The organism is Mycobacterium sp. 050128 (genome assembly GCF_036409155.1).
GTDB lineage: Bacteria > Actinomycetota > Actinomycetes > Mycobacteriales > Mycobacteriaceae > Mycobacterium.
In genome coordinates this window covers 2,289,755-2,316,287 of record NZ_JAZGLW010000001.1, presented here as the reverse complement: position 1 = coordinate 2,316,287, position 26,533 = coordinate 2,289,755, and the positions used below count along the sequence as shown (strand labels likewise).

Here is a 26,533-nt window from a genome sequence, read left to right as displayed (position 1 = left end):
GAGATGACTAATCGACGGGGACGTTGAGGATCGGGCGGTCGACGCCCGCCCCGGGACCGTCGAAGTGCCACCACTCACCCGAGTACGGGGACAATCCGCCGTACTTCATCGCGTCGCGCAACCGGGACCGATTCGCTTGGGCGTCGGCACCGACTCCCTGGGTCGCGTATGCCGTTGCGCGCGGGGTGAAATCGTCGAAGTCGGTGCCCATGTCGGCCAGGCACAGCCCGTCGGCGTGACGTTCCGGCGGGCACTGTGGCTGCACGCTGGTAAACGTCACGTCCACCGAACGTCCCGACTCGTGGCTGTGGGCGTATGGGCCTGGCCGTGCCACCCAGGCCGGGTTGGGGACCACGTTGAACATTCGGACCTGAACGTCGTGCGGCCGGTAACAATCCCAGAACACCAGCAGATGGCCTTGGGGGCGTAGCGCCGACGCGGCGGTCGCGAGCCCCGCAACCATGGATTGATGCACCAGGCATCGGGCGTCGGAGGGATACAACTGTGTGCCGGTGAAATTGTTGGTCGTCGCGTAGCGCAGGTCGATGATCGCGTCGGGAACGACGGTACGAACGTCGACGAAACCGGCGGCGCGCGCCGCGTCGCTGACGGGCGGCACGTCGGGGCCGGCCTGCGCGGTCGCCGTTTCGAAAATCGCCACCAGGCCGACGGCTACCGCGAGCAAAAGAACCAGACGCACACATCGCATCCAGCCATTGTCGCGGCCGGACATCGGTTAACCGTAACCCAACGGCACAAACACGCCATTGATGAACCGCGGCCGATCACTTATCGTCCAGGGTAGCCGATCGGCTAGTCTGTGGCCGGCGGCCCAAAGGAGCAAGGCGATGGCGAAGTTCGGCGTGGGTGTCATGCACAACACGATCAATTCGCGTTTCGGCCCAAAGCCTTTGCTACATGCCGACTACATGACCGGATTGGCGTGTGGGGCCGATTCGTTCTGGGTCGCCGACCATCTGAATTCGGTGCTGCCCCCGTCGATGTGGAACACCAAGCACGTCGGCGCCGCCCGCATCATCCCCAAGATGGATGCGCACCTGGAGCCCTGGACGATGCTGGGCTACCTCGCGGGGCGCAACAAGGCCCGGATGCGCCTCGGCGTGGCGGTCACCGACACCGGCCGCCGCAATCCCGCCGTCACCGCGCAGGCCGTGGCGTCGCTGCACCTGTTGACCAAGGGCCGCGCGGTGCTGGGCATCGGAACCGGTGAGCGGGAAAGCAACGCGCCCTATGGGGTCGACTGGTCGAGGCCGGTGGGCCGCTTCGAGGAAGCGGTGGCGACCATTCGAGCGCTGTGGAACTCAAACGGGGAGTTGGTCACTCGGGACTCGGAGTTCTTCCCTTTGCACAACGCGACTTTCGCGCTCCCGCCGTACCGGGGCAAGTGGCCCGAGATCTGGATCGCCGCCCATGGACCGCGAATGATGCGCGCCACCGGCAAATACGCCGACGGGTGGTTTCCCGGAACGACGCGCGCCACCGAATACGGCGAGCAACTCGAAATCGTGCGCACCGCGGCCTCGGATGCGGGCCGCGATCCACAGGCGATTACCCCCGCGCTGATCCGGTTCATCGTGACCGGGCGATCCCGCGACGAAATCGACGAGGTCATCGATTCCGATATCGCAAAGGTGTTCACCCTCAACTCGCCCGCCAAAGACTGGGCCCGCCACGGTGCACAACATCCGCTCGGGGCGGACTTCACCGGCGTCCAGGACCTGATCCCGCAATTGATCGACGAGCAGACTGCCCTGTCGTACGCGGCCAAGGTTCCGCGATCCCTCGTCCAGGAATTGTTCGCGGTGGGAACGCCCGACGAGGTGGTCGAACAAATCGCGGAGTTCCGCGATCACGGCCTGCGCTATCTCGTGGTGGGAAATGCCGGTGCGATCCAGCCGAGTCTGCGCAAGAGCGCATCCGCGACGACGCCCTACGTCAAGGTGGTGCGGGGCCTGCGAAAGCTATGAGGAAGGAGGCGGTGGGCAATGCCGATGATCGACCTGACATTCGTGCGTGGCTCCATAGCCGAGGAAGCGGTGAGCCGGCTCGCCGACGAACTGGTCACCGCGCTGTTGCGCGCCGAACGCGCGCCTGACACACCGTTTTTGCGCGACAACACTTTGGTGTATCTGCACGCGATGGACCCGGCCGAGCTATCGGTCGGTGGTCGCGGGCCGGGTGAACCCCGCTTCCGGGTGGACCTGACGGTGTTCGCGGGCGCACTCGACAAGGCCCGAAAGGAACAGCTCACCGCCGACGTATACGTCGCGGTGTGCGCCGCGGCGGGCATCGAACCGCAGGGCCCGCGGGCGTTTCATGTCTGGACCCTGATTCACGAAATCCCCGAAGGCAATTGGGGCGGTGGCGGCAATGTCATTTACTACCAGCAAGTGAAAGGCCTTGTCGACGAGGATTAGTGCGACGGTGCAATTACCAGTGAACGCTCGCGCCCATAAGCAGTGTGAGCTGGATTGCACCCACCGCGGCATGTGATTTGCCTAACTGTATGACAATTATAGGCGTTGTCGTTCACTAATCCTGATACGTTCTCAACTGTATCTTTGGCAGGAATAATGCGTCAGGAAATAAATGCGAAGAATCACCGCGCTGTTGTTCGTTGGCGCCAATATGCTTGCGACGGCGACATTCTGGGGCGCCACGGGAGTTGCGACGGCGGACGCCAGTTCGGGTGGCTCGCTGGTGCCCTTGACCCCGAAATTCCGGGCGTGCGACTTCACTTGGGCGGTTAATGTGCCGACGATGGGTAAGGGCAGCGGCCAGGCCGTCATCAGCAGGTCGGCATCCAACAAGGTCGTCGCACAGGTGCAATTAATTGCCGCCGAGCCGGGAGCCCACTACAACGTCAGGCTGATTCAGTCGCCCCGGACTTCGGCAGGCTGCGGAGCCGGAGACGTCGGAGTCAGCGCTGGCGGCCTCGACACCGACGGCAGCGGAGCGGGCACGACGACCCTGGAAGGCCCGATCGCCGCGAATTCGACCGGCGTATGGGTTTTCGTTGACCGCCCATCGCCGCACTCGCAGACGCCGATTGACTTCTACACCTCGGAAATCGTCACGCCGCTCTAATTAGTCCGCCGCGGTGAACTCGATGTGCATTTCGGTGGACATCAGCAACGCGGTGCTGTCCCTGCGCTCCTCCGATGAATCCCGTTACATCACAGGCCTTCCCGTCACCGTCGATGCCGGGAGCATGCTCGAGTAAGCGCGCGGTCGCTACCCTGGACTTCATGGCTCCCAAAGTGGCGACCGCGGACGCGGTCAGTCTTCCCGATCTTCTCGAGTTCATCCGGCCGCGACACAAGATGCTGCTGACCACCTTCCGGTCGGACGGGTCGCTGCACAGCTCCCCGGTAACCGGTGGCGTGGACGAGCAGGGCCGCATCGTGATCGCCACCTATCCGCAGCGCGCCAAAAGCGCGAACATCCGCCGCACCCCGTCGGCGAGCGTGCTCGTGCTCTCCGACGATTTCAACGGGCCCTACGTACAGGTCGACGGGGACGCCGAAGTAATCGACTTACCGGACGCGGTGGAACTGCTCGTCGACTACTTCCGGGTGATCGCCGGGGAACACCCGGACTGGGACGACTACCGCCGCGCCATGGTCGATCAGGGCAAGTGTTTGATCCGCGTCACGCCGCGCCGCTGGGGGCCCGTGGCCACCGGCGGTTTCCCGCCGAAGTAGCGCCTCAAGCCGACTCGGGTACGTAGACGCCTTGTCCCTGAGCCAATTTTTCCAGTGTGTCGTAGGCCATCCAGACGAATCCCTTTTGACCCCAACGCCTTCCCCAACTGTTCTGGATCCGGACCGCGCCGGCGGACTTCGTGTATGCGTCGTCGTAGCCGACGATGAGCATCACATGGCCGGATTTCTTGCCGTTGTGGTCGCGACTCACGTTTCCGTTCCCGACGTAGGGCGACGGTTGGCCGCGGTAGTGCGCAAAGTCCGTGTAGAGCGAGGTGCCGAAGGCGATCGGTACGCCGGACGCGATGACAGTACGAAGATTGTTCAATCCGTCCGCCCCGGTGATGTGCGTCAACTTGTACTCGGGGACGCGGAAGCCCGGATCCGGCGGGATTGGCTGCGAACCATACTCCGACCACTCGACTCCGCACGTCGCCTTGGATCCCGGCTTGCGGTTCGGGGCGGCAGCCAGGGACGGAGTACCGCCGTTGGATTGAAGCCAATCCAGGCACTTGGTGATTTGCCCGCCGTGACAAGTGTTTTCGGGCGTTTTGTTTGCGATTTCGTACCGGATGTAGGCGTAGTCGGGCCCGGCCAACCGGTCGGGACGGGTTGGTGGGATGCGGCTCTTGCGAGCGGCATAGAACGTCGCGAGGCCGTATACGGAAGCCCACACGAAGCAATTCGGCATCGTTTGCCGGCCCACCGGGGGTAACCACTCGTCCGGGACATGCGACGCCGGCGGCACTTCGCCACGGTGCGCGGGCTTTTCCGTTTTCCCGGGTTCTCCGGAGTCGGGATCGTATCCATAGGACGCAAGATCGGCCGGTTCTTCGCTCTGGTTTTGGCTTTGATTTGGGGCCTGCTCGTGGCCGCTGCAGGAGGGCAGTGCCACCGCCAAGGCGCCGGCCACCGACAAGCTCAGCATCGAACGCCGGCTGATCCTTGGATCCACGGGTTTCTCCTAGGTCAAGCGGCGGAGTTTGCCAACGACGCCTCATAACCTAATTGCGTCCAACGGTGCTCGCCTGGCGTTGGGGAACCTGGCTTCATGGAGCGCATCGATCGATGGTGGCCAGGGCCGGGATCGAACCGGCGAATTTCCGCTTTTCAGGCGGAAATTGAGTTTACGCCAATGTGTTTCAGCTGTTCATGTCGGGCTGGCACATGCGAGTTGAGGCTTACTGCGGATGGAGCGCGGTGGGCGTTTAGTGTCGCGGCATGGATCGCCTCTGGCAGTGGGCGTGGATGCGGTACGGCGCGAGGTAGGCGTGGGCAGATTTAGAGGCAACCTTCATGCACTTCGCGCTGCCTGCAGGCGTGGGCCTACCGGCAGGCCACACCGACCCCTTAACGGCTGGCCGGCTGGGTGAAGAACAGCGGGTCGGCGTGCGCGATGGCATGCGAAAGCATCCCGCGCAAGAACAGCCCATGCCCGTGGGCACCCTTTATGCCGTAGTTTGTGTCAGACCAGCCGCGCTCGGCGTTACCGACAATCACCCCGTTGTTCGGAATGTAGTTCTGGAAGAACGACACCGGAAGACATACCACACCCGACGACGGATCGGACGTGTACTGATCGGAGGCCATTCCCCGGACCTGACCGGTCTTGGCCTTCAGCGACGCATCCGCCCACGGCGGAGTCTCGAGATTGAACTCAGTGCGGTCATCCCAGCCCCGCATCGGCGCTATCGGGGTCATATTGCAGATGTTGTAGTGACTGCGATAGGCGGTGTAGATGCAGGAGCGGCCCCGGGGATTGAGCCGAACCCATTCGCGGATCGACTGCCACAGCGCGATGAACTTCGGCAGACGTTCGGTGTCGTCGTTGCCGAGGTTGATGTCGAATGCGTTGACCTGTGCCAGGTTGTTCTCGAAGAAGGTCTTCGACGGTCCGCTTTGATTCGCCATCAACGCGGCAAGCCGGTCCCCGCTGCGGCTATATCCCGACACCATCACCTTGCCGATGGTGTCGAATTGCGGCGCCTTGCCGGAATTGAGCTGACGGGCGACGAAATCGTAGAGCTCACCTAGGACGGTCTTGAGCGCGACCGGGGTAAGAATGTCGTCGAAGTTTCCTTGATGCTCTGCGACCGGAACGACGTAGGCGAGGTTCGGTTCGCGCTGCGAGACCGCCATGACATGATGCGCGACCGCTTTGAAATCCTGTGCGAGGTAACGGATACCGAGCTTGACGTAGTGTGCTGTGGAGTCGGAAGGACGCTTGCCATCCCAGTACGGCGTCTCCTTGTACTCGGTTTCGTATGTCGGCGGATGGAACAGTACGTGGAAGTTCAGCGGTGACGGAAGCTTGCCGGCTGCCATGCGCGACACCAGCAGGTTGGGGATCCAGACGAAGAACAGCCGCGTGGTCCCCCGCTCACGATCGAGCACGAACACCCGACCGGCAGCCTTCTGTTTGTTCTTCGACGTCACCCCTGCGGTGGAGTACTTCTTGGCCGAATACGTCCACCCCTCAAGAGCTTTGACGCTGTTGTCGAGGATATGGAAGTCGAAGTTTCGCAACTCGTCACCGGGAAGCAGCATCTCGGGATCGGCGATGAGGGCCCCGGTCGTCTTGTCGGGTACCAGCAGCGGCAGCGGTTGGATGGCCTGCACCGTCGTGCTGACATCTTTCACCGGTGCGCCCCAATCCTCACCCGACCCGTCGTGGCCGGCTCACAGACCCTTGAGGCTGTACTCGGTGGCGACTACCTGGTCGGTGGGCAGAATCTCGGTCCACTGGCTGAACACCTTGAACGGCTTGGCACCGAAGTCGATGCCACCGGCCAGCGGATCGAATCCCTTGGCGAACACCACCTCGGTGGGCAGCGCGACCTGCTGGTTGACACCATTGCCGCCGATGGGAATCGGCTGCAGCGACAGCTCGTTTTCGGCGGCGATCTTGTCGGCGATGATCAACAACACGTCCTCGATCGTTTTGCCCTGGTATTCCGGCGGATCCTGCTGTGGATCAAACGGATAGGGCTCCGATAGACCATCGGTGGCTGCGACCTCCGGGCGCTGCAGCCAGGTGATGGCCTCGCGTTCGCGCCCCGGCCGGATCGGCAGCACCGCTTTGACCCACGGCGAGTTCAAGAACGCATTGCGGTTCGCGTCGCCGTCGAGTTGGATCAGCCATCCCAGCGACGTGCCCAGCGGCGCCGGTGTGGTCTCCTCGGTGACCAGGTAGTAGGGCCTGCCGTTCTTGGTCCCGGGACCACCCGTAGCCGGCGGGGTATCAACGATTGTCGTTGGCTGCAATTCACCGGTGGCCGTCATCGGTACCAGCGGCTGCGGCCGCGGACGCCACCAGTCCGGCGCCACGAAGTACAGCATGGCGTCGACGTCGAAGAAGTACCGGATCAGTTCGGAGGCGACATGGTAATCGTCGTCGGTCCAGCCGTTCTCGTTGCCGTAGAGCCGCGAGATCACCTTGCGGTAGATGATCGTGCGCTCCTCTTCGCGCAGGTCGTCGGGATTGCGCGTTTTGACCTGCCCGCTGAGCTTGAGCCGCTTGCGCAGTGTCGCGTAGAAGAGCGCCTCCTTGGCGGCGGCAACCTGATCGTCGTAATCCTTTTTCGCCGCCGCGTTTTCGTCGTCGACCGCCTTGATCGCCTCCGGCGTCGGCGCATAGACGATGGTGGCTTCGAACGGGATCTGCTTTTGGCCGCCGAAGTTGGCGTGGGTCAACCTCATTGAGAATGTGTTCGCACCCACGTTGGGGTTGGGCATCAACCCCGGGTCGTCGAGCTGATACTTCACCTGCGCGCCCTTGAAGTCGATGCTGCCGATGCTGTCGAGCACAGTGCCCGCCGGTGGCGGCGGCAACTTGAAGTCGAATTTGAACTGGATGATGTCGTCCTTGCCGACGTCGGGACTGAAGATGCCGTGATCGGCGTTGTCGCCGGACAACGAGTAGGTGTCTTCGGCGTCGTCGTCGCCACCCTGATACAGGATGAACGGGATCGACAACTGATAGGTCTTTTCCTGATTGTCAGGCCGCGGCTTCACTTCCGGTTGCTTGAGGCCAGGGTCGAGCGCCGCGGCGGCCTCGTGCACGAACTCGCCGAGTCCCAGCGGGTCACCCGGCCGGTCGACGTAGAGCTGCCAGCACAGCTGCTGGCCCAGATCCTGGACCTGCACAGCGACTTTGCGCATCTTGCGGCTCAGCTCATAGCTGACGAGCCGATCGGTGTTGTTCTGCAGAACGTAGCGCCGGCTGGAGGTGTCGGTCGTCTCGGTCACCGTGCGGAAAGTGGTCTTGTAGTTCTGGCGCACCTCGCTGGAAAGCTTTGAGCTCTGCTCGCGCATGTGCTTGTGTGTGTCCTCCTGGGCTTGTTTGCGCGAGACGTCGAGGTTGAACGTCGAGCTGCCGCTGGCCTGAAAGATCGGGCCCACCCCGCCGCTGGCCGAGGTCGAAACACCAAGCTTCATATCGTTGTCGTTTTCGGTCTTGACCGCGTCGGACAACTCATCTTGGTCCTTGGCCTCGGTCTCGCTCTTTGTGGTCTCCTCGGTGGACTGCTCGACGGTCCGCTCGACCAGGGTGCGCCGGGTGTTCGCCTCGTAGAGCTCCACCATCCCGCCGGGGCTGATCCAGACATGTCCGACGGGCGGGCCGAGAAACGTACCGAGCTCGAAGAAGTACTCGCGGAACCGGTGCAGCAGCCCGATCGGCGACAGGAAACTCAACTTCGACGGATGCTGCTCGGCCAGAAATTGCACCGCGGCCACTACCCGCTGCCACTGCGCGAAGGCCGGCGTGAACAGCTGCTTGACCGCGTCGGGCGACGTCTTGCCCAGGTACTGAAGCAGACTCGCAGTCGCCGCCTCTCGACTGATCAACGCCGCTGAGGCCGGCGCAAAAGCGCCTTCGGCGGCGAGGCGCACCACCGGCCCAGCTGGCTGCGCGCCCGGTGCCGGCGGCGGAGGTGCGTTCAGACCACCGAGCACATCGCGGGTGATCTTGGTCAGGGCGGAATCGTTGCCCTCGGCCAGAATTGACGCCCACCCGTCGCCCAGCCCGTTGCTTCGTACCATCGCCGCGAGCTGACGTCCGACCTGCGAGTCGGTGCGATCCACCACCTGCGGTGCCCCCAGCTGCGGAACGGGCTGAGCCTGCGTCGTTTCGGTCACATCGCGAATGAGGTTGGCCGCGCGGGTGAGTCGCACGGCCATGCCCTCGGCGACCCGTTCCTGGTGCAGCTGACTGCGCCACCCGATCAACGGCTGATACACGCCGAAGGGCTCGCTCGCGTAGGGCAGGATTGTCTGCGGCGGCGCACCAGGACTCGTGGTTGGACCTGGCAGCGGCGTCGCTCCGGGGCCGGGCCGCGGAGGAATCGTCAGGATCTCACCGGGGTTGATCGCATTGGGATTCTCGATCGCGTTGGCCTGGGCGATCAGCGGGAACATGGTGCCGTCACCGTAGAACCGCACCGCAATGTCCCACAGTGTGTCACCGGCGACCACGGTGTAGGTCGTTGGGCCGGCTGGATCAGGTGTCGGCGGCGCGGGTGGCTCGGGAATCTGCAGCACCTGGCCGACGAAGATTTGGTTCGGGTCGGCAAGCTGGTTGGCCTGCGCGATCAACGGGTACATCGACGCGTCGCCGTAGAAATCGCGCGCAATCCCCGAAAGTGTCTCGCCGGCAAGAACAGTGTGTACGCGTGGCATTTCGCCCTCCCCATGCGCGGCGCCGAATTGTGCGCCTTCGTCAGTTCGTTAGACCTTGGACGCTAAGGCGATGGGCAAAGCGCGAATAGAGTACTCACCTACTTGTGTTTGGAACGACGGCCGGTCGAGCGTGAGGTAGCTTCATCCGCTGCTTTGCTGAAATCGCCAGTCGCGGCTGCTTGTTCTCGCGCGTACGCGGCGGCACGGCCAAGATCTTGGCGATCGCCGGGGATGGCCCACGGTTCGTTACCGCTGCAACTACCGAGTGGAGCCAAGGGGACTCGAACCCCTTGATGTTGGAGCAAAAACTTGCCGTGACGTGCACTTATGGCCGATTCGAAGACGAGTGGTTCTACGGCAGCGGAAAAGTGGTTGTTGAACTGCATGAATATCGGTGGCCAGGGCCGGGATCGAACCGGCGACCTTCCGCTTTTCAGGCGGACGCTCGTACCAACTGAGCTACCTGGCCCGGAAGGCACCGATAACGTGCCTCGCCTTTGATGGGCGACCCTGACGGGACTCGAACCCGCGACCTCCGCCGTGACAGGGCGGCGCGCTAACCAACTGCGCCACAGGGCCTTGCTCTCCTACTTGTACTGCTCGCTGCGACGTTGCCGCCGCTGCGCGTACCCCCAACGGGATTCGAACCCGTGCTACCGCCGTGAAAGGGCGGCGTCCTAGGCCACTAGACGATGGGGGCCAAAGTCCAACTACCGTTGGGAGCCACGCCAGCTTAGGTCACCGCAGGCCTAATCCTCAAACGAGCGCCGTTCGAGCCGCGTGTGGAGCCCAAGTATCCTGAACGTTCGCCGCCCCTATAGCTCAGTTGGTAGAGCTACGGACTTTTAATCCGCAGGTCCTAGGTTCGAGTCCTAGTGGGGGCACCAAAACGGCAGCACACCCGGCTAGAGCCGGCGCGACGTAGGGCGGGTTGTGGGGCAGACAACAGCGGGTCGAAGTCCTCGTTTGGCCGGCGCACGACTTGGCTATGCTTCGCGAGGTGAGTGTCGATCCAGCCTGGCAAAACGCGCCCGCAGCCTTGGTAACGATGGAAATCCGTCACCCCGCAACGGATTCCCTCACCGAATCATCGAGCCGGGAGCTCAAAAGCCTCCTCGCCGACGACCTGCCCATCGAACGCCAAGCTCAGGACGTGGCCTGGGCAATGGCCCCGGGGGGAGGCCCGGCGCCCACGGCTGAGCAGTTCGCCCGCTATGTCAACCGGGACGGCACCCTGGCCGCCTCGATCAAGAGTCAGGCAATCGTCGTCGAGACCACCGCCTACTCGACGTTCGAAGCGCTCTCGGACGTCGCGATGCGCGTCATCGAGGCTCGTTCCCAGGTGTCGTCGATCGTCGGGGTGGAGCGCATCGGTCTGCGCTACCTCTTGGAAATCCGCGTCCCACTGGGCGCCGACGGTCGCATCGACTGGGCCGAATGGATCGCCGAGCCGCTGCTCGGCCCGCAACGTATCGCTCCCGGCGGGCTGACCCTGACCGAATGGCAGGGCGCCGCGGTCTACCGCGAGCAGCAACCGGGCAAATCGATGATCGTGCGCTACGGGCCCGGCATCGGCCAGGCGCTGGACCCCAACTACTACCTACGCCGGACGCTGCCGGCGCAGCCCGGACCGTTTTTCCAGCTGGACATCGACAGCTTTTGGACTCCGGTCGCCTCGATCCCCGAATACAACCGGGATGCGGTCCGTGCCACGTTCCACAATCTTTACGAGCCGGCCCGCGCGGTGTTCCAGGAAATGCTGACCAGCAGCCTCAGGGACGGCCTGCAGGGCTGATACGCCTATCGGGTGCGCACCGCCCTGCTGTAGGTCACATCCGCGAAAGCCTGTGCGACCTCGTCTTCGGGATAGTGAAATCCGTTGGCCGCGTGCAGTTCCTTGACCGTCTGCGACGACACGTCCCAGCCACGCTGCTTGAGGTGGTCGACGAGGTGGCTGCGGTGACCGTGGTAGACGAGATCGTTGAAGTCGACTTCGAAGCCGAGTTCGCTCATCCGGTCGTGATGCGCACGCCATCGCGGGTCCGCGAAAATCGCTGTGTCGGGGACGAATTCGAAAGCCAACTGGCTGCCCGGAGCGCTGAGCTCGGTGATGTTGTCGAACAACGCGTCCTGGGCCTCGTCGGGCAGATACACCAGCAAGCCCTCGGCGCTCCACGCCGAGGGTGCCTTCGGGTCGAATCCCGCAGCCTGTAGCGCGCCGGCCCAGTCGTCGCGCAGATCGATCGCGACGGTGCGCCGCTCGGCGGTCGGCCGCGCGCCGAGATCACCCAGGGTCAGGGTCTTGAACTCGATCACGTCCGGCATGTCGACCTCGTAGACGACGGTGCCCGCCGGCCACGGCAAACGGTAGGCGCGTGCATCCAGACCCGAGGCGAGAATCACCGCCTGCGCGACGCCACTGCGTGCGGCTTGCAGGAAGTACTGGTCGTAGAACCTGGTGCGACAGGCCATCCCCTCGGCCGTGCGGCGAGGGTCGAATTCGGCGTCCCCGCCGACCGGAATCTCCCCGTTGACCAACCGGACGTACACGTCAATCCCGACGGCCCGCACCAAAGTCGCGGCGTACGGGTCGTCGATCAACTTCTCGGCGTCGGACAGCGCCCGGTGGGCGGCGACCATGGTTGCCGTCGCCCCGACGCTCGTCGCGAGGTCCCAGCGATCACTTTGGCTGCGCGCCATGGGGCTCCCTAAAATCCGTATCCCGAACAAACATAGACAAGCTAGTTATTACCACGGACGCCGGGCCCTGAACCGGTCGGGACTACTCTGCGACTTATCTGCTGCCCCGGAGGACCCGTGACCGATTTCGCCCAACGGACCATCGAGCTGGCCCGTCAAAACGTCGCCGAGGGCGGCCGCCCGTTCGCGACCGTGATCGTCCAAGACGGCGAGGTCCTCGCCGAGAGTGCCAACAAGGTCGCCCAGACGAACGATCCGACCGCCCATGCCGAGATCCTCGCGATCCGCGAGGCATGCATGAAGCTGGGCACCGAGCACCTGGTGGACGCCACCATCTACGTGATGGCCCACCCGTGCCCGATGTGCCTGGGCTCGCTGTACTACTGCTCCCCCAAGGAAGTCGTCTTCTTGATCACCCGCGAGTCCTACGAGCAGTACTACCTCGACGACCGCAAATACTTTGAGGTCTCGACGTTTTACGACGAATTCGCGAAGAGCTGGGATCAACGCCGGCTGCCCATGCGATACCAGCCCCAGGACGCCGCGGTCGAGGTCTACCGGCTGTGGAACGAACGCAACGGCGGTGAACGCAAATCGACGGTCGTCCCGGCCTGAAACCCTAGGAAACCTTGGGGCAGTAGTGCATTGGGTTGTATCGCTCCTCGATGGGCGGCAGGTTGCGCGCCGGGGTATGCACCAGCGGCGCGTCGGCCGGGATCCGTCCGGACGCCCGATCCAATCCCGCCCTGGCCCGCGGGTGCTTTCTGAATCGTGCTGGCACACAGGCGAACACGAGGCGAACGAAGTCGCCCAGGCGTCGGTGCAGCCATTCGTCGCGGCGCGACCACTGGTAGCCCATCAGTTGGCGCACCGGCGGGTCGTAGAGACCGACGGTGAACCAGACGAAGAACGGCGCCAGCAGCTTGCGTTGCGCCGCCCACAACCAATCCGGAGCCTTGCGCGCAAATGGCGGCTTTGGCAAGTCGGTCAGATCCAGCACCGCACGTGCCGCCTCGTTGTTCTCCAGCACATTGCGGCACATGTGATCCCAGTACGCCTGGAAGTCCTCCCAGGACGCCGGCACCGGCCGCATGCTCATGCCGTACATCCGATACCAGTCGATGTGTTCGTCGAACAGCTGGCGCTTCTGCTCCTCGGTCAGCCCGCCGCAAAACCGTTCTGCCACATGGATGGTCCCGACGAAGAAGGTGGCGTGCGCCCAGTAGAAGACGTCGGGGTTCAGCGCGTGATAGCGGCGGCCCTGTTCGTCGACACCCTTGATGTTGACGTGATAATCGCGCACCTCGGCGCCGGTGACCGGAGCGCGGTCCCCGTCGAAGACGACTCCGCCGATCGGATACAGCGACCGCAGCAGCCGGGGCCAGCGTTCCCGGAAGAAGGTCGAGTGGTCACTGACTGCCGCGCCCAGCTGAGGGTGCATATTCTGCATGGATCCCGCCCACGGGCCCTGCAGCATGCCACGCCAATCTCCGAAGTACCGCCACGTCAGGGAATCGGGACCAAGTGGTGGCGCGTTATACCCGGATGGTGATACCGGACACCCGCTCCCGACCCCGTCGGAGGCCTGAGCAGAAATTGCCAACTCGTCGAGAGTGGTCGCGTCGCTACCAGCTTCGGCGCTGGTCAGTGGGCAGGCTGCGGACGTATGTTGGGTCACTGTTGGGTTTCCTGTAGCTAGCCGAAATTTTGACTACGTGCGTTGTCAATTTAGAGCTTAGGAGCGATGTGCAGTCCGGTCAACGACGGGGCCGTTGGTCAGGCGTCCCCCTGGAAAGTCGCCACGCTCTGCGACGCGACAACCTCATCGCCGCCGGCGTGCAATTACTGGGCGGCGAGCGCGGTCCCGCGTTGACCGTCCGGGCCGTCTGCCGCAAGGCCGCGTTGACCGAACGGTACTTCTACGAGAGCTTTTCCGACCGCGACGAATTCGTGCGCGCGGTCTACGACGATGTCTGCGCGCGAGCCATGACGACCCTCACCTCCGCCGACACCCCGCGGGAAGCGGTCGAGCAGTTCGTCGAGCTGATGGTCGACGACCCGGTACGCGGGCGCGTGTTGCTCTTGGCGCCGGCCGTCGAGCCGATCCTGACGCAGTCGGGCGCCGAGTGGATGCCCAGCTTCATCGACCTGCTGCAGAAAAAGCTGTCCAACATCGGCGATCCGGTGCTGCAGAAAATGATCGCCACCAGCCTGGTCGGCGGCCTGACCAGCCTGTTCACCGCCTACCTGAACAGACAGCTCGGCGCCACCCGCAAACAGTTCATCGATTATTGCGTCAACATGCTCTTCAACACCGCGGCCCCGTATGTTCCGCCCCTTGACGGGGTATCAGAGTAACGACCATTTGTTTGCTCAGGGCTACCCGAATTAAGTACGCCAAGTTGTGACTCGGCGCGCCCGGGGCGGAACTTGATGCTACTGATCGACACAGATATATTGACTGCAACCATTAGACACAGATAACTTGGGGGTGACATGCCAGCCGAATTGACGGACCTGCAGCTTTTGCATGAGCTGGAGCCGGTCGTCGAGAAGTACCTGAACCGGCATCTGAGCATGCACAAGCCGTGGAATCCGCACGACTACATCCCGTGGTCGGATGGCAAGAACTTCTACGCGCTCGGCGGGCAGGACTGGGACCCGGAGCAGAGCAAGCTCTCCGACCTCGCTCAGGTGGCGATGGTGCAGAACCTGATGACCGAGGACAATCTGCCCTCCTATCACCGCGAGATCGCGATGAACTTCGGACTCGACGGCCCCTGGGGTACCTGGGTCAACCGCTGGACCGCCGAAGAGAACCGGCACGGCATCGCGCTGCGCGACTACCTGGTGGTGACGCGCGCGGTCGATCCCGTCGAATTGGAGAAACTGCGCATCGAGGTCGTCAACCGGGGCTTCAGCCCGGGCCAGAACCACCAGGTTCGAGCCGACCTGTTCGCCGATAGCTTGTTCGATTCGGTCATCTACGTCACGTTCCAGGAACTGGCCACCCGGATCTCGCACCGCAACACCGGTAAAGCCTGCAACGAGACGATCGCCGACCAGTTGCTGGGCAGGATCTCGGCCGACGAGAACCTGCACATGATCTTCTACCGCGATGTCAGCGAGGCCGGGTTCGAGGCCAATCCCAACCAGGCGATGAAGTCGCTGCACAAGATCCTGCGCAACTTCCAGATGCCGGGCTATCAGGTGCCCGAGTTCCGCCGCAAGGCCGTGTTCATCGCCGTCGGCGGCGTCTACGATCCCCGCATCCACCTCGACGAGGTCGTGATGCCGGTGCTGAAGAAATGGCGCATCTTCGAGCGCGAGGACTTCACCGGTCAAGCAGCCGCATTGCGCGACGACCTTGCCCTGCTGATCAAGGAACTCGAAGAGGCCTGCGACAAGTTCGAGGTGTCCAAGCAGCGCCAGCTCGATCGGGAACTCCGTACCGGCAAGAGGACCACCGCAAGCGAACTGCACCAAACCGCGGGCAAGCTCGTGATGAGCCGGCGGTAACCAAGCGGTGCACATCGGTTCCATCGCGCTCGCCAGCCCGGTGGTCTTGGCACCGATGGCGGGCGTGACCAACGTTGCGTTCCGGACGCTGTGCCGTGAGCTGGAACAGTCGAAGGTCGGCACGGTCAGCGGGCTCTACGTCTGCGAGATGGTGACCGCCCGTGCCCTCGTCGAGCGGCATCCGGTCACGATGCACATGACGACGTTCGCCGCGGACGAATCGCCGCGCTCGCTGCAGCTCTACACCGTCGACCCCGCCACCACCTACGCGGCGGCCAAGATGATCGCCGACGAGGGCCTCGCCGACCACATCGACATGAACTTCGGCTGCCCGGTGCCCAAGGTCACCAAGCGCGGCGGCGGTGCGGCGCTGCCATTCAAGCGGCGCCTGTTCGGCCAGATCGTCGCCGCGGCGGTGCGCGCCACCGAGGGCACCGACATCCCGGTGACGGTGAAGTTCCGCATCGGCATCGACGACGAGCACCACACCCACCTCGACGCCGGCCGCATCGCCGAAGCCGAGGGCGCGGCCGCGGTCGCGCTGCATGCCCGAACCGCGGCGCAGCGCTACTCCGGCACCGCCGACTGGGAGCAGATCGCTCTGCTCAAGCAGCAGGTGACGACGATTCCCGTGCTGGGCAACGGCGACATCTACGACGCCAGCGACGCGCTGACCATGATGGCCAGCACCGGATGCGACGGCGTCGTGATCGGCCGCGGCTGCCTGGGCCGGCCCTGGCTGTTCGCCGAACTGTCGGCCGCTTTCACCGGTACCGCGGCCCCCGCCCCGCCGACGCTCGGCGAGGTCGCCGACATCGTGCGCCGGCACGGCGAGTTGCTCACCGCGCACTTCGGCGAGGACAAGGGCATGCGCGACATCCGCAAACACGTCGCCTGGTACCTGCACGGTTTCCCGGCCGGATCCGATCTGCGGCGCGCTCTGGCCTTGGTCAAGACGCTCGACGAGCTCGACGCGCTGCTGGACCGGCTGGACCGCACGGTCGAATTCCCGGAGGCGGCGACCGGTCCGCGTGGCCGCCAGGGTTCACCGGCCCGCGTCAGCCTGCCCGACGGCTGGCTGAACGACCCGGATGACTGCACGGTTCCGGCGGGAGCCGACGTCATGCACTCCGGCGGCTGAGCCGACCCCGCTCGAAATCGCGTCTGCGGCGATAAGTCAGTACGATGTGGACCTTGCTTGATTGCGTTTGGGTAGCGGTCGGTTTTGCAGCGCTGTTAGCGCGGCGCGGCGGCGAATTGGCGCACGGACACCACTGACGGCGGCATCAGAGCTTCGGAGGCGGGTAGGACATGAGTGACGGCGAGGTAGACGCCACTCTTGACCATCGCCGTGGCCCCCGCGACCGTCGACCGGCCTCCCCGAGTTCGGCCGCCGCATTGAGCGCCGCACCGTGGGAGCGATTCTCCCAACCACTCGCCGATGACAGCGTCCATCGCTGGCAGATTGAGCCGCCCACTCGGACATCCGCCGAAGAGCCGGCCGAACCTGTCGAGCGGTCGGCCCGCAGCGCCGAGCGAGGCGGCAGCCATGCCTCCGGTGCGCTCAGCGTCGCGGACCTGATCGCCAAGGTCGGCGCCAGCAATGCCGGCACCCGGCACCGCCGCGCGGCCCTCGACGACGGACCCACCGAACCCGAGCCGGAGCTGTTCGCCGACCTGCAGGACACCCAGGTCATCGACACCCCGGCCTACTCGCTCGACGTGGTCTCGGAGATTCCCGATCTCGAGCTTACGAACTACCCACACGGCGACGAGCCCGAGCTGGAACTCGCGATCGAGGAACCGGGCGATTCGCGCCCGGTCAAGCCGAAGCGAACCCGTCGACCGAAATCTCCCGCGAACTCGACGCCGAAACGCAAGTCCCGCCGTCGGCCGATATTGCTGGCCGTTCGAACGATGGCCGCCCTGTGTGCCGGGGTGGCGCTGGCCGTGACAGGCGGTGCTTACCAGTGGAGTGCGTCGAAGAACCACCGCCTCAACGTCGTCAACGCGCTCGACCCGGACTCCGCCGACATCGTCGACCCCGGTGGGCAGTACGGCGATGAGGACTTCCTGATCGTCGGCATGGACTCGCGCTCCGGGGAGAACGCCGACATGGGCGCGGGGGACACCGAGGACGCCGGCGGCGCCCGGTCGGACACCGTGATGCTGGTCAACATTCCGGCTAACCGCAAACGCGTGGTGGCGGTCTCGTTCCCCCGCGACCTGGCGATCACCCCGATGCAGTGCGAAGCGTGGAACCCCGAAACCGGTAAGTACGGCCCCCTTTACGACGAGAAGACGAAGACCTGGGGTTCCAAGATGGTCTACACCGAGACCAAGCTGAACTCGGCGTTCTCCTTCGGCGGCCCGAAATGTCTGGTGAAGGAAATCCAGAAGCTGTCCGGTTTGAGCATCAACCGGTTCATCGCCGTCGACTTCGCCGGATTCGCCAAGATGGTGGAAGCACTCGGCGGTGTGGAGGTGTGCAGCAAGACCCCGCTGCACGACTACGAACTCGGTACCGTCCTCGAGCATTCTGGACGCCAGATCATCGACGGCCCAACGGCGCTGAACTACGTGCGGGCCCGCCAGATCACCACGGAATTCAACGGCGACTACGGACGCATCAAACGCCAGCAGTTGTTCTTGTCGTCGCTGCTGCGTTCGCTGATCTCCGAATCCACGCTGACCGACCTCAACAAGCTCAACAACGTGGTCAACATGTTCATCAGCAACAGCCGGGTGGACAACGTCGGCACCAAAGACCTTGTTCAGCTGGGCCAGTCGCTGCAGGGCATGGCGGCCGGGCACTTCACCTTCGTCACGGTGCCCACCGGTGTGACGGACCAGAACGGCGACGAACCGCCGCGCACCGCCGACATGAAGGCGCTGTTCAACGCGATCATCAACGACGATCCGCTGCCCGAGGAGAACGACCAGAACGCGCAGAATCTGTCGCCGGCGCCGACCTCGGGACCGACGACCGCACCCACCACCAAGAAGTCCTCGCCGCCGAGCGCCGCGCCCGAGGGGCGACGCGAGCAGGTGACGGCGACCTCGCCCGACGAGGTCACCGTGCGGGTCTCCAATGCCACACCGCAGAGCGGGCTCGCCGCCACCGCCACCAGCCAACTCAAGCGCAACGGGTTCAACGTCATGTCACCCGATGACTATCCGAGTTCGGTGAATGCCACGACGGTGTTCTTCTCGCCCGGCAACGAACAAGCGGCCGCGACGGTGGCATCGGCATTCGCCAACTCGAAGGTGGCCCGGGTTTCCGGCTACGGGCAGGTCGTTCAGGTGGTGCTCGGCCCGGACTTCAAGTCGGTCAGCACCCCCGCGCCCAGCGGCTCGTCGCTGTCCGTTCAGATCGATCACAGTCCGGGCAGCACGCCAACCAAATTGCCGGACGACCTGACGGTGACCAACGCCGCCGATACCACCTGTGAATAACCATATTTCGCTTCAGTAGATCGCCGATTCGGACGCCGAGTCAGTAGGCTTGGCGACATGCGGACCGCCTACCATGAGCAACTCTCGGATTTGTCCGAGCGCCTTGGCGAGATGTGCGGGCTGGCGGGGGTAGCTATGGAGCAGGCAACCCAGGCACTCCTGCAGGCCGACCTCGTCCTCGCCGAACAGGTGATCTCCGGCCACGAAGAAATAGCCCAGTTGAGCGCTCGCGCCGAGGAGAGCGCCTTCGTCCTGCTGGCGCTGCAGGCACCGGTGGCCGGCGATCTCCGGTCCATCGTGAGTGCGATCCAGATGGTCGCCGACATCGACCGGATGGGCGCGCTCGCGCTGCACGTAGCCAAGATCGCTCGCCGACGCCATCCTCAGCACACTTTGCCCGAGGAGGTCAACGGCTACTTCGCTGAAATGGGCAGAGTCGCAGTCGAATTGGGTAACAGCGCGCAAGAAGTGGTGTTGTCCCGGGACCCGGAGAAAGCCGCCCGGATCCGCGAAGAAGACGACGCGATGGACGATCTGCACCGGCACTTGTTCTCGGTGCTGATGGACCGCGAATGGAAGCACGGTGTGGCGGCCGCCGTCGACGTGACGCTGCTGGGCCGCTTCTACGAACGCTTCGCCGACCACGCGGTCGAGGTGGCCCGGCGAGTGATCTTCCAAGCGACGGGCAAGTTACCCGAAGACGAGACGGCGCAGACGACGTCGTAACCCGTTAGCCGAAGCGACCGGAGATGTAGTCCTCGGTGGCCTTTTGCTTGGGGTTGGAGAAGATCTTCTCGGTGTCGTCGATCTCGATGAGCCGGCCGGCCTTGCCCGCGACTTCCAGGTTGAAAAACGCCGTCTGATCGCTGACGCGGGCGGCCTGCTGCATGTTGTGCGTCACGATGACGATCGTGTAGTCCTGCTTCAGCTCGCTGATCAGCTCCTCGATCGCCATCGTCGAGATCGGGTCCAGCGCGGAGCATGGCTCGTCCATCAGCAACACATCGGGCTGTACGGCGATCGCGCGCGCGATGCACAACCGCTGCTGCTGTCCGCCGGAGAGACCACCCCCGGGTTTGTGCAGCCGATCCTTGACCTCATCCCAGAGGTTGGCGCCGCGCAGCGAGTGCTCAGCGACTTCGTCGAGCAGCCTGCGATTGCGCACGCCCTGCAGCTTCAGGCCCGCCACCACATTGTCGCGAATAGACATGGCGGGAAACGGGTTTGGCCGCTGGAACACCATGCCGATCGCCCGTCGCACAGCAACCGGGTCGATGCCCGGGGCGTAGATGTTTTCATCGTCAAGCATCACCGCACCCTGGACCCGCGCACCGGGGATGACCTCGTGCATCCGGTTCAGCGTGCGTAGGACGGTTGTCTTGCCGCAGCCGGACGAGCCGATGAAGGCCGTCACACTGCGCGGGAGAATCGACAGCGTCACATCGGCGACCGCCTGAAACGACCCGTAGTAGATGTTGACGTCTTTCAGGTCCAACCTCTTGGCCACCGGTACTCCTGCCTAGGACTTCTTGGGAGCAAACATCTTCGAAACCAATCTGGCTGCGACGTTGATCACGGCGATCATCACGATCAGGGTAAGCCCCGCTCCCCAGAGCCGCTCGGTGGGAACCGGGTTCACGCCTGCGCCCGCTGCCGTCTCGTTGAACATCATGCCAGGCAACGTCCCCATGAAGCCCTTGAAGAGGTCGAAGTTCATCGCCTGCGAATAGCCGACCAGGACCAGCAGCGGCGCCGTCTCGCCCATCACCCTGGCCAGCGCCAACATGATCCCGGTGATGATGCCCGACAACCCTGTCGGAATCACCACCCTGACAATGGTTTTCCACTTCGGCACGCCCAACGCATAGCTGGCCTCGCGGAGATCCGTCGGAACAATCCGCAGCATCTCCTCGGTCGATCGCTCAATCACCGGCAGCATCAACAGGACCAGCGCCAATGACACCGCGAACCCCGAGCGGCCAAGGCCCAGCGTGGCCACACACGACGCGTAGATGAACAATGCGGCAATAATTGATGGCACACCGGACAGGATGTCCACCATGAAGGTGGCCAGCCTGCCGAGCCGGGTACCACCGCCGTACTCGACCAGATAGATCGCAAGCATGACACCGATCGGGACGGAGATCGCGGCGGACATCAATCCCTGCAGCAGGGTGCCGACGATCGCATGGTAGGCGCCGCCCCCGGGCACAAACGGCGTCGTGCCCACCTGCGAATGCGTCCACCACGACGTGGACGCGATCGCATTGAAACCCTTGACGATAACCGCGCCCAGCACCCACAGCAGTGGCGCCAGCGCAATCAGCATCGACAGCGAAACTAACACCGTCGCAACGATGTTCGAGGCCCGGCGGCGCCGGCCGAGTCCGGACAGCGTGCGAGCCTTGAGCGGCCGGTCGTAGATCGAGGTCATCGCGCGCCCTTCCGGATCCCGGCGAGGGCGCCGCGTGCCAGCGCATCGACCACGAAGGTCAGCACAAAAAGCACCAGTCCCGCGGCGATATACGCGCCGGCCTTATACCGGTCGTTGAATTCCCATGCGGCGGCCGCGATCTTTGTCGCGAAGGTCGAGCCGCCGTCGAATAGCGACCAGCCGAACGCCTTTTGAGTGCCGCGCACGATGATCAGCAGCGCGACCGTCTCACCCAGGGCGCGGCCCAGCCCCAGCATCGCGCCGCTGATGTACCCCGACTTCCCGAACGGCAACACCGTTGTGGTGACGACCTCCCAGCGGGTGGCACCGAGCGCCAGCGCGGCCTCGATCTGCTCGTGCGGCGTCTGCACGAAAACTTCTCGGGTGACCGCGGTGATCAGCGGCAGGATCATCACGGCCAGCACGATCCCGCCGGTGAAGATGGTGCCGCCGCCGGCCGGAGACGCGGTGCCGTCGGCGAACAGGAAGAACCAGCCCAGCGACTGGTTCAGCCAAGTCGCGACCGGCCGCAGCTGCGGAGCCAGCACATACAAACCCCACGCGCCGTAGATGATCGAGGGCACCGCGGCGAGCAGATCGACCGTGTAGGCCAGCGGCCCGGCGAGCCGCCGCGGCGCGTACTGGGTGAGGAAGATGGCGACGCCCAGAGCCACCGGCATCGCCAGGATCAACGCGAACACCGAGATGAACACCGTCACCTGCAGCAGGTCCAGGATGCCGAAGTGCATCGCCGAGGTGTTGGTGGTGACCCAGTTGCCGCGGTAGGTGAAGAAGTCTTCTTGGTTGCGCTTGAACGCCGGTATCGCGCGCACCAGCAGAAACCCGCCGATCGCGATGACGACGGCGGCGACCAGGACCGCCGAGATCTCCGCGAACTTGCGAAAAATCCGGTCCCCGAAGCGGGATTGAACACCCTTCCAGGAGCGGATGGGTACGACTGGCGTCTCAGAAAAGGACGCGGCAACAACGGCACCCGAACCCGCCTGGGATGGATCTGGCGTAGTCATTGTGAATCCGTCATTGCTGGTTTTGGTGTCGGTCCTTGGACCCGCGGGCTATTGCATCGCATTGATCGCGGTGATCAATCGCTCCTTGACCTTATCGGTCAACGGGATGTAGCCCGCCGAGGAAAGGTTGGCCTGACCGGTGTTCGCCGCCACGCTCAGGAAGGACTTGATCGCCTTGGCGGTCTCGGTGTCGTAACCCTTCGAGCAGACGATCTCGTAGGTGGCCAGCACCAGCGGATAGGCGCCCGCCCGCTGTGCGGCGTACATCGAATTCAGGTTCAGCACCAGGTCGTTGCCACCCGACACGAAGGTGGCCGTGTCGATCGCGGCGCTGGCCGTCTCGGTGGTCAGCGGGACCACGCCAGTGGCCGTGGCGAGTTGCGCGTAGGGAAGGCCAGCCTGGTCAGCGAAGCCTTTTTCGACGTAGCCGATGGCGCCGTGGATGGTCCGCACCGCCTGGATGACGCCGGACGACTTCATCGCTCCTTCGCCGACACCGCCCTGGAATTCGGTACCGACTCCCCGCGACCAGCTCTCGGGCGCTGCGGCGGTCAGAAACTTCTGCACGTTGTCGGTGGTACCCGACGAGTCCATCCGGTAGATCGGCGCGATCCTGATGTCAGGCAGGGCGACACCGGGATTCAGCGCCGTCAGGACGGGGTCATTCCAGACGGCGATCCGGCCGGTCAGAATCCCGGCCAGTGCATCGCCGTTGACGATCAACGTCTTGACCTCGGGCAGGTTGTAGACCAGCGCCACCGGCCCGAACACCAGCGGCAGGTCCCAGGCGGGGTTTCCGTTGCAGCGCTTGGTGGCGGGCAGGATCTGGTCGGTGATCAGCGGCGAGTCCGATCCCGCGAAATCGACGTGGCCGGCGATGAATTGCTCGCGGCCCGCTCCCGATCCCGTCGGGTTGTACGACACCGACTTTCGTGGGCAGTACTGGCCCCAGACATGGCTGAACATCGCCATTGCGTTCTGTTGAGCGGTCGACCCTTCGGCCGTCAGTTCGCCTTTACCGCCGCAGGTCGGCGTGCCGGCGGGCGCCGAGGCCGGGTCGTGATGATTCTCATCGCTGCCGCAGGCCGTCAGGCCCGCACTGGTCATCGTGATCGTCAGCACCGCTGCCGCCAGCGCCTTGCCCACGTTGTCCAGGCTCACCGATCTCGCTTTCTGACGCAGTTTCGACGCATGGGCCCGCCGCTCGAAACTATGCGCTGACGCCCGGTTGGCAAGAGTGCCTAAGTGGTGAACGTGCGGTGAATTGTCAGCTGGCACGCCACTTCTGCCTGCGCTTTCCTTCAGCCCGTGGTGGACGTCGGTGCATAGGCGGTGTCAACGCTGTAGGTGGTGAAGCCCTGCCGCTGATAGGTCCGGACCGCGGCGACATTGTCCGACTCGACGTAGAGCAGCACGGTGACGTCGCCCGAGTCCGGCGGCCCGAGCAGGCGCCGCGCCAGCGACTCGATGCCCACGGCCGTCAACATCTGCCCCAGCCCGCGGCCCTGCGCGGCCGGGTCGACGCCGAGGACATACACCTCACCGAGACGCGGTTGGTCGAGGTGCACCTTGGTCCAGTGGAAGCCCAGTAGCGCCTCGCTGTCGTCGAACGCCAAGAACAAGCCGGCCGGGTCAAACCAGGGCTCGCTGCGCCGCTCGGCCAGGTCGGCCGCGGTCCACCCGCCCTGTTCGGGATGGTCGACGAACGCGGCGTTGTTGACCCGCAGCAGCTCGGCGTCGTCGTCGGTGCCCGCGTAGGTGCGCACCCGCACGCCGGGCAACGGGCTCACCGGGCCGGGGATCGCGTGCAGCGAGAGTCGCATCTGGACGAGTTCCCGCACCGCGACCAGTCCCAGCGCGGCCGCGGTCGCGGTGGCCGGCGCCAGCGTGCCGTGTGCCCAGAAGCGGTTATTCCCATTGGTTTTGGCGATCGCCGCCCGTCCCATCGCCGTGCCGATACCGCGCCGGCGGGCCTGCGGGTGGACCACGAGTTCGGCCATCCCGTCGCCGCCGTCACGCGGCGGACTGAGATTGAGGTAGCCCTGGATCGCGTTGTCCGCGGTGACCAGCAGGTGATCCGTGCGGTCGTGCCCGAGTTCGCGAAGAACCTGCTCGCCGACGGGTGCTACCCCATCGAATTCGGTTGCCGCAGCAACCAGTTCACGCACCTCCTGCTGCTCTTCAGCGGTCAGTGCGCAGCGCCAGTCAGGCGCGATCACTGACTGCGCAGCGGGTCGGCCAGTGGGTCTTGCAGATCCTCGGAGTCGGCCTCGTCGCTTTCGGGCTCGTCATCGGGCTGGGGAATCGGCGCTCGTCCGCGCGCCGGACGAACCGCTTTGTAGCCCACGTTGCGGACCGTGCCGATCAGCGCCTCGTACTCGGGTCCGAGCTTGGCCCGCAGCCGGCGCACGTGCACATCGACCGTGCGGGTGCCACCGAAGAAGTCGTATCCCCACACCTCGTGCAGCAGCTGGGCGCGGGTGAACACCCGCCCCGCATGCTGGGCCAGGTACTTCAGCAGCTCGAACTCTTTGTAGGTGAGGTCCAGCGGGCGGCCCCGCAGCCGCGCGGTGTAGGTGCCCTCGTCGATCACCAGCTCGCCGAGGCTGACCTTGCCGGCGCTTTCCTGATCGGCCAGCCCGCCACGGCGACCCACCACCAGCCGTATCCGGGCGTCAACCTCGGCGGGTCCGGTACCGGGCAGCAGGATTTCGTCCAGCCCCCAGTCGGCGCTGACCGCAACCAGGCCGCCCTCGGCCACCACCGCCACCACCGGGACCGACCGGCCCGCGGTGCTCAACAGGCGGCAAAGCCCGCGCGCGGCCGACAGATCGGTGCGCGCGTCGACCAGCACCGCGTCCGCGGTCCCCGCCTCCAGTAGTGAGGAAGGCTCGGGCGGCGCCGTCCGCACGGTGTGAGGAAGCAACGACAACGACGGCAGGACCGGGTCCGGGTGCAGCTCAGAGGTGAGTAGTAGTAGCTCCAACAAGCCCCTCCAGCTCGTGGGAAAGGCATCTCCCAGATTCATAAAGCACGTGTCGTTAGTGGCCAGGCCACCTAACGATAACGTGCTACCTGGCCTTTGTGCGTGTCCTTGCCAACGACTGTGAGCCCCGCCACGAGGGAGTCCAGACCGGAATCCCCCGCCACGCGCCGCGCCGAACTGCGCCACAATATTCGCATGCGCAGGGTGCTGATCAGTGTGATCGCCTCGGTTTCCGTCGTGGCGGCCATCGTCGTCGGCGCCGTCGGCGTGGACTACGGCGCCAGCATTTACGCCGAGTACCACCTCTCGCGCACCGTACGCAACGCGGCGGATCTGGGGTCAGACCCCTTCGTGGCCATCCTGGCCTTCCCGTTCATTCCGGAGGCCATGCACCGCCACTACAACGAGCTGGAGATCAAGGCAAACGGCATCGATCACGCGCCGACCGGCAAGGCCACGCTGGAAGCCACCATGCACTCGATCGACCTGACCTACGCGTCGTGGCTGATCAGGCCCGATGCGAAGCTGCCGGTGGGCAAGCTGGAGAGCCGCATCATCCTCGACTCGACGCACCTGGGCCGCTACCTCGGCATGGGCGACCTGATGGTGGAGGCGCCCCCCGCCGAGACCAACGACGCTACCGGCGGCACTACCGAATCGGGCATTTCCGGCAACCACGGGCTGGTCTTCAGCGGCACCCCGAAATCGGCAAACTTCGACCACCGGGTGAGCGTGTCGGTGGACCTGTCGATCGCCTCCGATGACCCGGCGACACTCGTGTTCACCCCGACCGGCATCCTCACCGGTCCCGACACCGCCAACCAGGCCGTCCCGGACGACAAGCGCGACGCAGTGCTGCGCGGCTTCGCCGCCAGACTGCCCAATCAGCGACTTCCGTTCGGCGTGGCGCCGCGCACGGTGGGGGCTCGCGGCTCGGACGTCATCATCGAGGGCATCACCACGGGAGTAACCGTGACTCTCGAAGGGTTTAAGCAATCATGACGGA

At 64.6% G+C, this 26,533-nt stretch carries 24 protein-coding genes, 4 tRNA genes and 1 pseudogene; 14 read left to right on the top strand and 15 right to left on the bottom strand.

Features of this window, described 5'->3' with window-relative positions:
* Window positions 1–7 precede the first annotated feature (7 nt).
* The gene (locus tag SKC41_RS11145) at window positions 8–700 is read right to left on the bottom strand and encodes a M15 family metallopeptidase (RefSeq protein WP_442931678.1); all 693 of its coding nucleotides are present in this window, start codon (window positions 698–700) and stop codon (window positions 8–10) included.
* 148 nt (window positions 701–848) lie between these two features.
* On the opposite strand from SKC41_RS11145, the gene SKC41_RS11140 reads away from it, so the two are divergent.
* From SKC41_RS11140 to SKC41_RS11120, 5 genes and pseudogenes are all read left to right on the top strand, one after another.
* Window positions 849–1,988: an LLM class flavin-dependent oxidoreductase gene (locus tag SKC41_RS11140; protein WP_442931590.1), complete on the top strand. Its 1,140-nt coding sequence runs from the start codon at window positions 849–851 to the stop codon at window positions 1,986–1,988.
* Window positions 1,989–2,006: 18 nt separating this feature from the next.
* Window positions 2,007–2,438 carry a tautomerase family protein gene (locus SKC41_RS11135; RefSeq protein ID WP_330977678.1) on the top strand — a complete coding sequence of 144 codons (432 nt, stop codon included), beginning with the start codon at window positions 2,007–2,009 and terminating at the stop codon, window positions 2,436–2,438.
* 172 nt (window positions 2,439–2,610) lie between these two features.
* Window positions 2,611–3,108, top strand: coding sequence for a hypothetical protein (locus tag SKC41_RS11130; RefSeq protein WP_330977677.1), 498 nt, complete (start codon window positions 2,611–2,613; stop codon window positions 3,106–3,108).
* Window positions 3,109–3,142: 34 nt separating this feature from the next.
* A pseudogene (locus SKC41_RS11125) lies at window positions 3,143–3,244 on the top strand (SDR family mycofactocin-dependent oxidoreductase); the annotation flags it as partial.
* A 25-nt stretch (window positions 3,245–3,269) separates the two neighbouring features.
* Window positions 3,270–3,725, top strand: coding sequence for a PPOX class F420-dependent oxidoreductase (locus SKC41_RS11120; RefSeq protein ID WP_330977676.1), 456 nt, complete (start codon window positions 3,270–3,272; stop codon window positions 3,723–3,725).
* Window positions 3,726–3,729: 4 nt separating this feature from the next.
* Here the strand turns inward: SKC41_RS11120 and SKC41_RS11115 are convergent, their stop codons facing one another.
* The 6 genes from SKC41_RS11115 to SKC41_RS11090 all read right to left on the bottom strand — a co-directional run bounded on the left by SKC41_RS11115 (window position 3,730) and on the right by SKC41_RS11090 (window position 10,104).
* Complete coding sequence (locus tag SKC41_RS11115; RefSeq protein ID WP_330977675.1) at window positions 3,730–4,680, bottom strand: C1 family peptidase; 951 nt, start codon at window positions 4,678–4,680, stop codon at window positions 3,730–3,732.
* A 395-nt stretch (window positions 4,681–5,075) separates the two neighbouring features.
* Window positions 5,076–6,365: a hypothetical protein gene (locus SKC41_RS11110; RefSeq protein WP_330977674.1), complete on the bottom strand. Its 1,290-nt coding sequence runs from the start codon at window positions 6,363–6,365 to the stop codon at window positions 5,076–5,078.
* Window positions 6,366–6,404: 39 nt separating this feature from the next.
* The gene (locus SKC41_RS11105; protein WP_330977673.1) at window positions 6,405–9,404 is read right to left on the bottom strand and encodes a LysM peptidoglycan-binding domain-containing protein; all 3,000 of its coding nucleotides are present in this window, start codon (window positions 9,402–9,404) and stop codon (window positions 6,405–6,407) included.
* A gap of 395 nt (window positions 9,405–9,799) precedes the next feature.
* Window positions 9,800–9,873, bottom strand: a tRNA-Phe gene (locus SKC41_RS11100).
* A 36-nt stretch (window positions 9,874–9,909) separates the two neighbouring features.
* Window positions 9,910–9,983, bottom strand: a tRNA-Asp gene (locus SKC41_RS11095).
* A 48-nt stretch (window positions 9,984–10,031) separates the two neighbouring features.
* A tRNA-Glu gene (locus SKC41_RS11090) sits at window positions 10,032–10,104 on the bottom strand.
* 111 nt (window positions 10,105–10,215) lie between these two features.
* Here SKC41_RS11090 and SKC41_RS11085 point away from each other — a divergent pair.
* Together SKC41_RS11085 and SKC41_RS11080 are read left to right on the top strand one after the other, a co-directional pair.
* Window positions 10,216–10,291: transfer RNA gene (locus SKC41_RS11085), tRNA-Lys, on the top strand.
* A gap of 101 nt (window positions 10,292–10,392) precedes the next feature.
* Entirely contained in the window at window positions 10,393–11,199 is an 807-nt protein-coding gene (locus tag SKC41_RS11080) for a TIGR04255 family protein (RefSeq protein WP_330977672.1), read from the top strand.
* 5 nt (window positions 11,200–11,204) lie between these two features.
* On the opposite strand, the gene SKC41_RS11075 is transcribed toward SKC41_RS11080, so the two are convergent.
* Window positions 11,205–12,104, bottom strand: a complete 900-nt coding sequence (locus SKC41_RS11075; RefSeq protein WP_330977671.1) for a class I SAM-dependent methyltransferase — start codon at window positions 12,102–12,104, stop codon at window positions 11,205–11,207.
* 117 nt (window positions 12,105–12,221) lie between these two features.
* Between SKC41_RS11075 and SKC41_RS11070 the strand changes: the two genes are divergently transcribed.
* A complete protein-coding gene (locus tag SKC41_RS11070; protein WP_330977670.1) occupies window positions 12,222–12,719 on the top strand; it encodes a nucleoside deaminase in 498 nt (165 codons plus the stop codon).
* Window positions 12,720–12,723: 4 nt separating this feature from the next.
* Here the strand turns inward: SKC41_RS11070 and SKC41_RS11065 are convergent, their stop codons facing one another.
* A complete protein-coding gene (locus SKC41_RS11065) occupies window positions 12,724–13,707 on the bottom strand; it encodes an oxygenase MpaB family protein (protein WP_330978839.1) in 984 nt (327 codons plus the stop codon).
* A 143-nt stretch (window positions 13,708–13,850) separates the two neighbouring features.
* Here SKC41_RS11065 and SKC41_RS11060 point away from each other — a divergent pair, with 143 nt between their 5' ends.
* The 5 genes from SKC41_RS11060 to phoU all read left to right on the top strand — a co-directional run bounded on the left by SKC41_RS11060 (window position 13,851) and on the right by phoU (window position 19,805).
* A complete protein-coding gene (locus tag SKC41_RS11060; protein ID WP_330977669.1) occupies window positions 13,851–14,462 on the top strand; it encodes a TetR/AcrR family transcriptional regulator in 612 nt (203 codons plus the stop codon).
* Window positions 14,463–14,600: 138 nt separating this feature from the next.
* Complete coding sequence (locus tag SKC41_RS11055) at window positions 14,601–15,623, top strand: acyl-ACP desaturase (protein WP_330977668.1); 1,023 nt, start codon at window positions 14,601–14,603, stop codon at window positions 15,621–15,623.
* A gap of 7 nt (window positions 15,624–15,630) precedes the next feature.
* Window positions 15,631–16,764, top strand: a complete 1,134-nt coding sequence (dusB, locus tag SKC41_RS11050) for a tRNA dihydrouridine synthase DusB (RefSeq protein ID WP_330977667.1) — start codon at window positions 15,631–15,633, stop codon at window positions 16,762–16,764.
* 170 nt (window positions 16,765–16,934) lie between these two features.
* Window positions 16,935–19,079, top strand: coding sequence for an LCP family protein (locus tag SKC41_RS11045; RefSeq protein WP_330977666.1), 2,145 nt, complete (start codon window positions 16,935–16,937; stop codon window positions 19,077–19,079).
* 57 nt (window positions 19,080–19,136) lie between these two features.
* Window positions 19,137–19,805 (top strand): phosphate signaling complex protein PhoU, encoded by a 669-nt coding sequence (phoU, locus tag SKC41_RS11040; RefSeq protein WP_330977665.1) that lies wholly within the window; start codon window positions 19,137–19,139, stop codon window positions 19,803–19,805.
* A gap of 4 nt (window positions 19,806–19,809) precedes the next feature.
* Here the strand turns inward: phoU and pstB are convergent, their stop codons facing one another.
* The 6 genes from pstB to SKC41_RS11010 form a co-directional block, all read right to left on the bottom strand.
* Window positions 19,810–20,586 (bottom strand): phosphate ABC transporter ATP-binding protein PstB, encoded by a 777-nt coding sequence (gene pstB / locus SKC41_RS11035; RefSeq protein ID WP_330977664.1) that lies wholly within the window; start codon window positions 20,584–20,586, stop codon window positions 19,810–19,812.
* Window positions 20,587–20,598: 12 nt separating this feature from the next.
* Window positions 20,599–21,513 carry a phosphate ABC transporter permease PstA gene (pstA, locus tag SKC41_RS11030; protein ID WP_330977663.1) on the bottom strand — a complete coding sequence of 305 codons (915 nt, stop codon included), beginning with the start codon at window positions 21,511–21,513 and terminating at the stop codon, window positions 20,599–20,601.
* Complete coding sequence (gene pstC, locus SKC41_RS11025; protein ID WP_330977662.1) at window positions 21,510–22,541, bottom strand: phosphate ABC transporter permease subunit PstC; 1,032 nt, start codon at window positions 22,539–22,541, stop codon at window positions 21,510–21,512. The genes pstA and pstC overlap by 4 nt, the downstream gene beginning before the upstream one ends.
* Window positions 22,542–22,589: 48 nt before the next feature.
* Window positions 22,590–23,702 (bottom strand): phosphate ABC transporter substrate-binding protein PstS, encoded by a 1,113-nt coding sequence (gene pstS, locus SKC41_RS11020; RefSeq protein ID WP_442931589.1) that lies wholly within the window; start codon window positions 23,700–23,702, stop codon window positions 22,590–22,592.
* Between the two features lie 140 nt (window positions 23,703–23,842).
* Entirely contained in the window at window positions 23,843–24,760 is a 918-nt protein-coding gene (mshD, locus tag SKC41_RS11015) for a mycothiol synthase (RefSeq protein WP_330977661.1), read from the bottom strand.
* Window positions 24,757–25,530, bottom strand: a complete 774-nt coding sequence (locus tag SKC41_RS11010) for a winged helix-turn-helix transcriptional regulator (RefSeq protein WP_330977660.1) — start codon at window positions 25,528–25,530, stop codon at window positions 24,757–24,759. The genes mshD and SKC41_RS11010 overlap by 4 nt, the downstream gene beginning before the upstream one ends.
* A gap of 186 nt (window positions 25,531–25,716) precedes the next feature.
* On the opposite strand from SKC41_RS11010, the gene lmeA reads away from it, so the two are divergent.
* Window positions 25,717–26,529: a mannan chain length control protein LmeA gene (gene lmeA / locus SKC41_RS11005; RefSeq protein WP_330978837.1), complete on the top strand. Its 813-nt coding sequence runs from the start codon at window positions 25,717–25,719 to the stop codon at window positions 26,527–26,529.
* The last annotated feature ends 4 nt before the right edge of the window (window positions 26,530–26,533 follow it).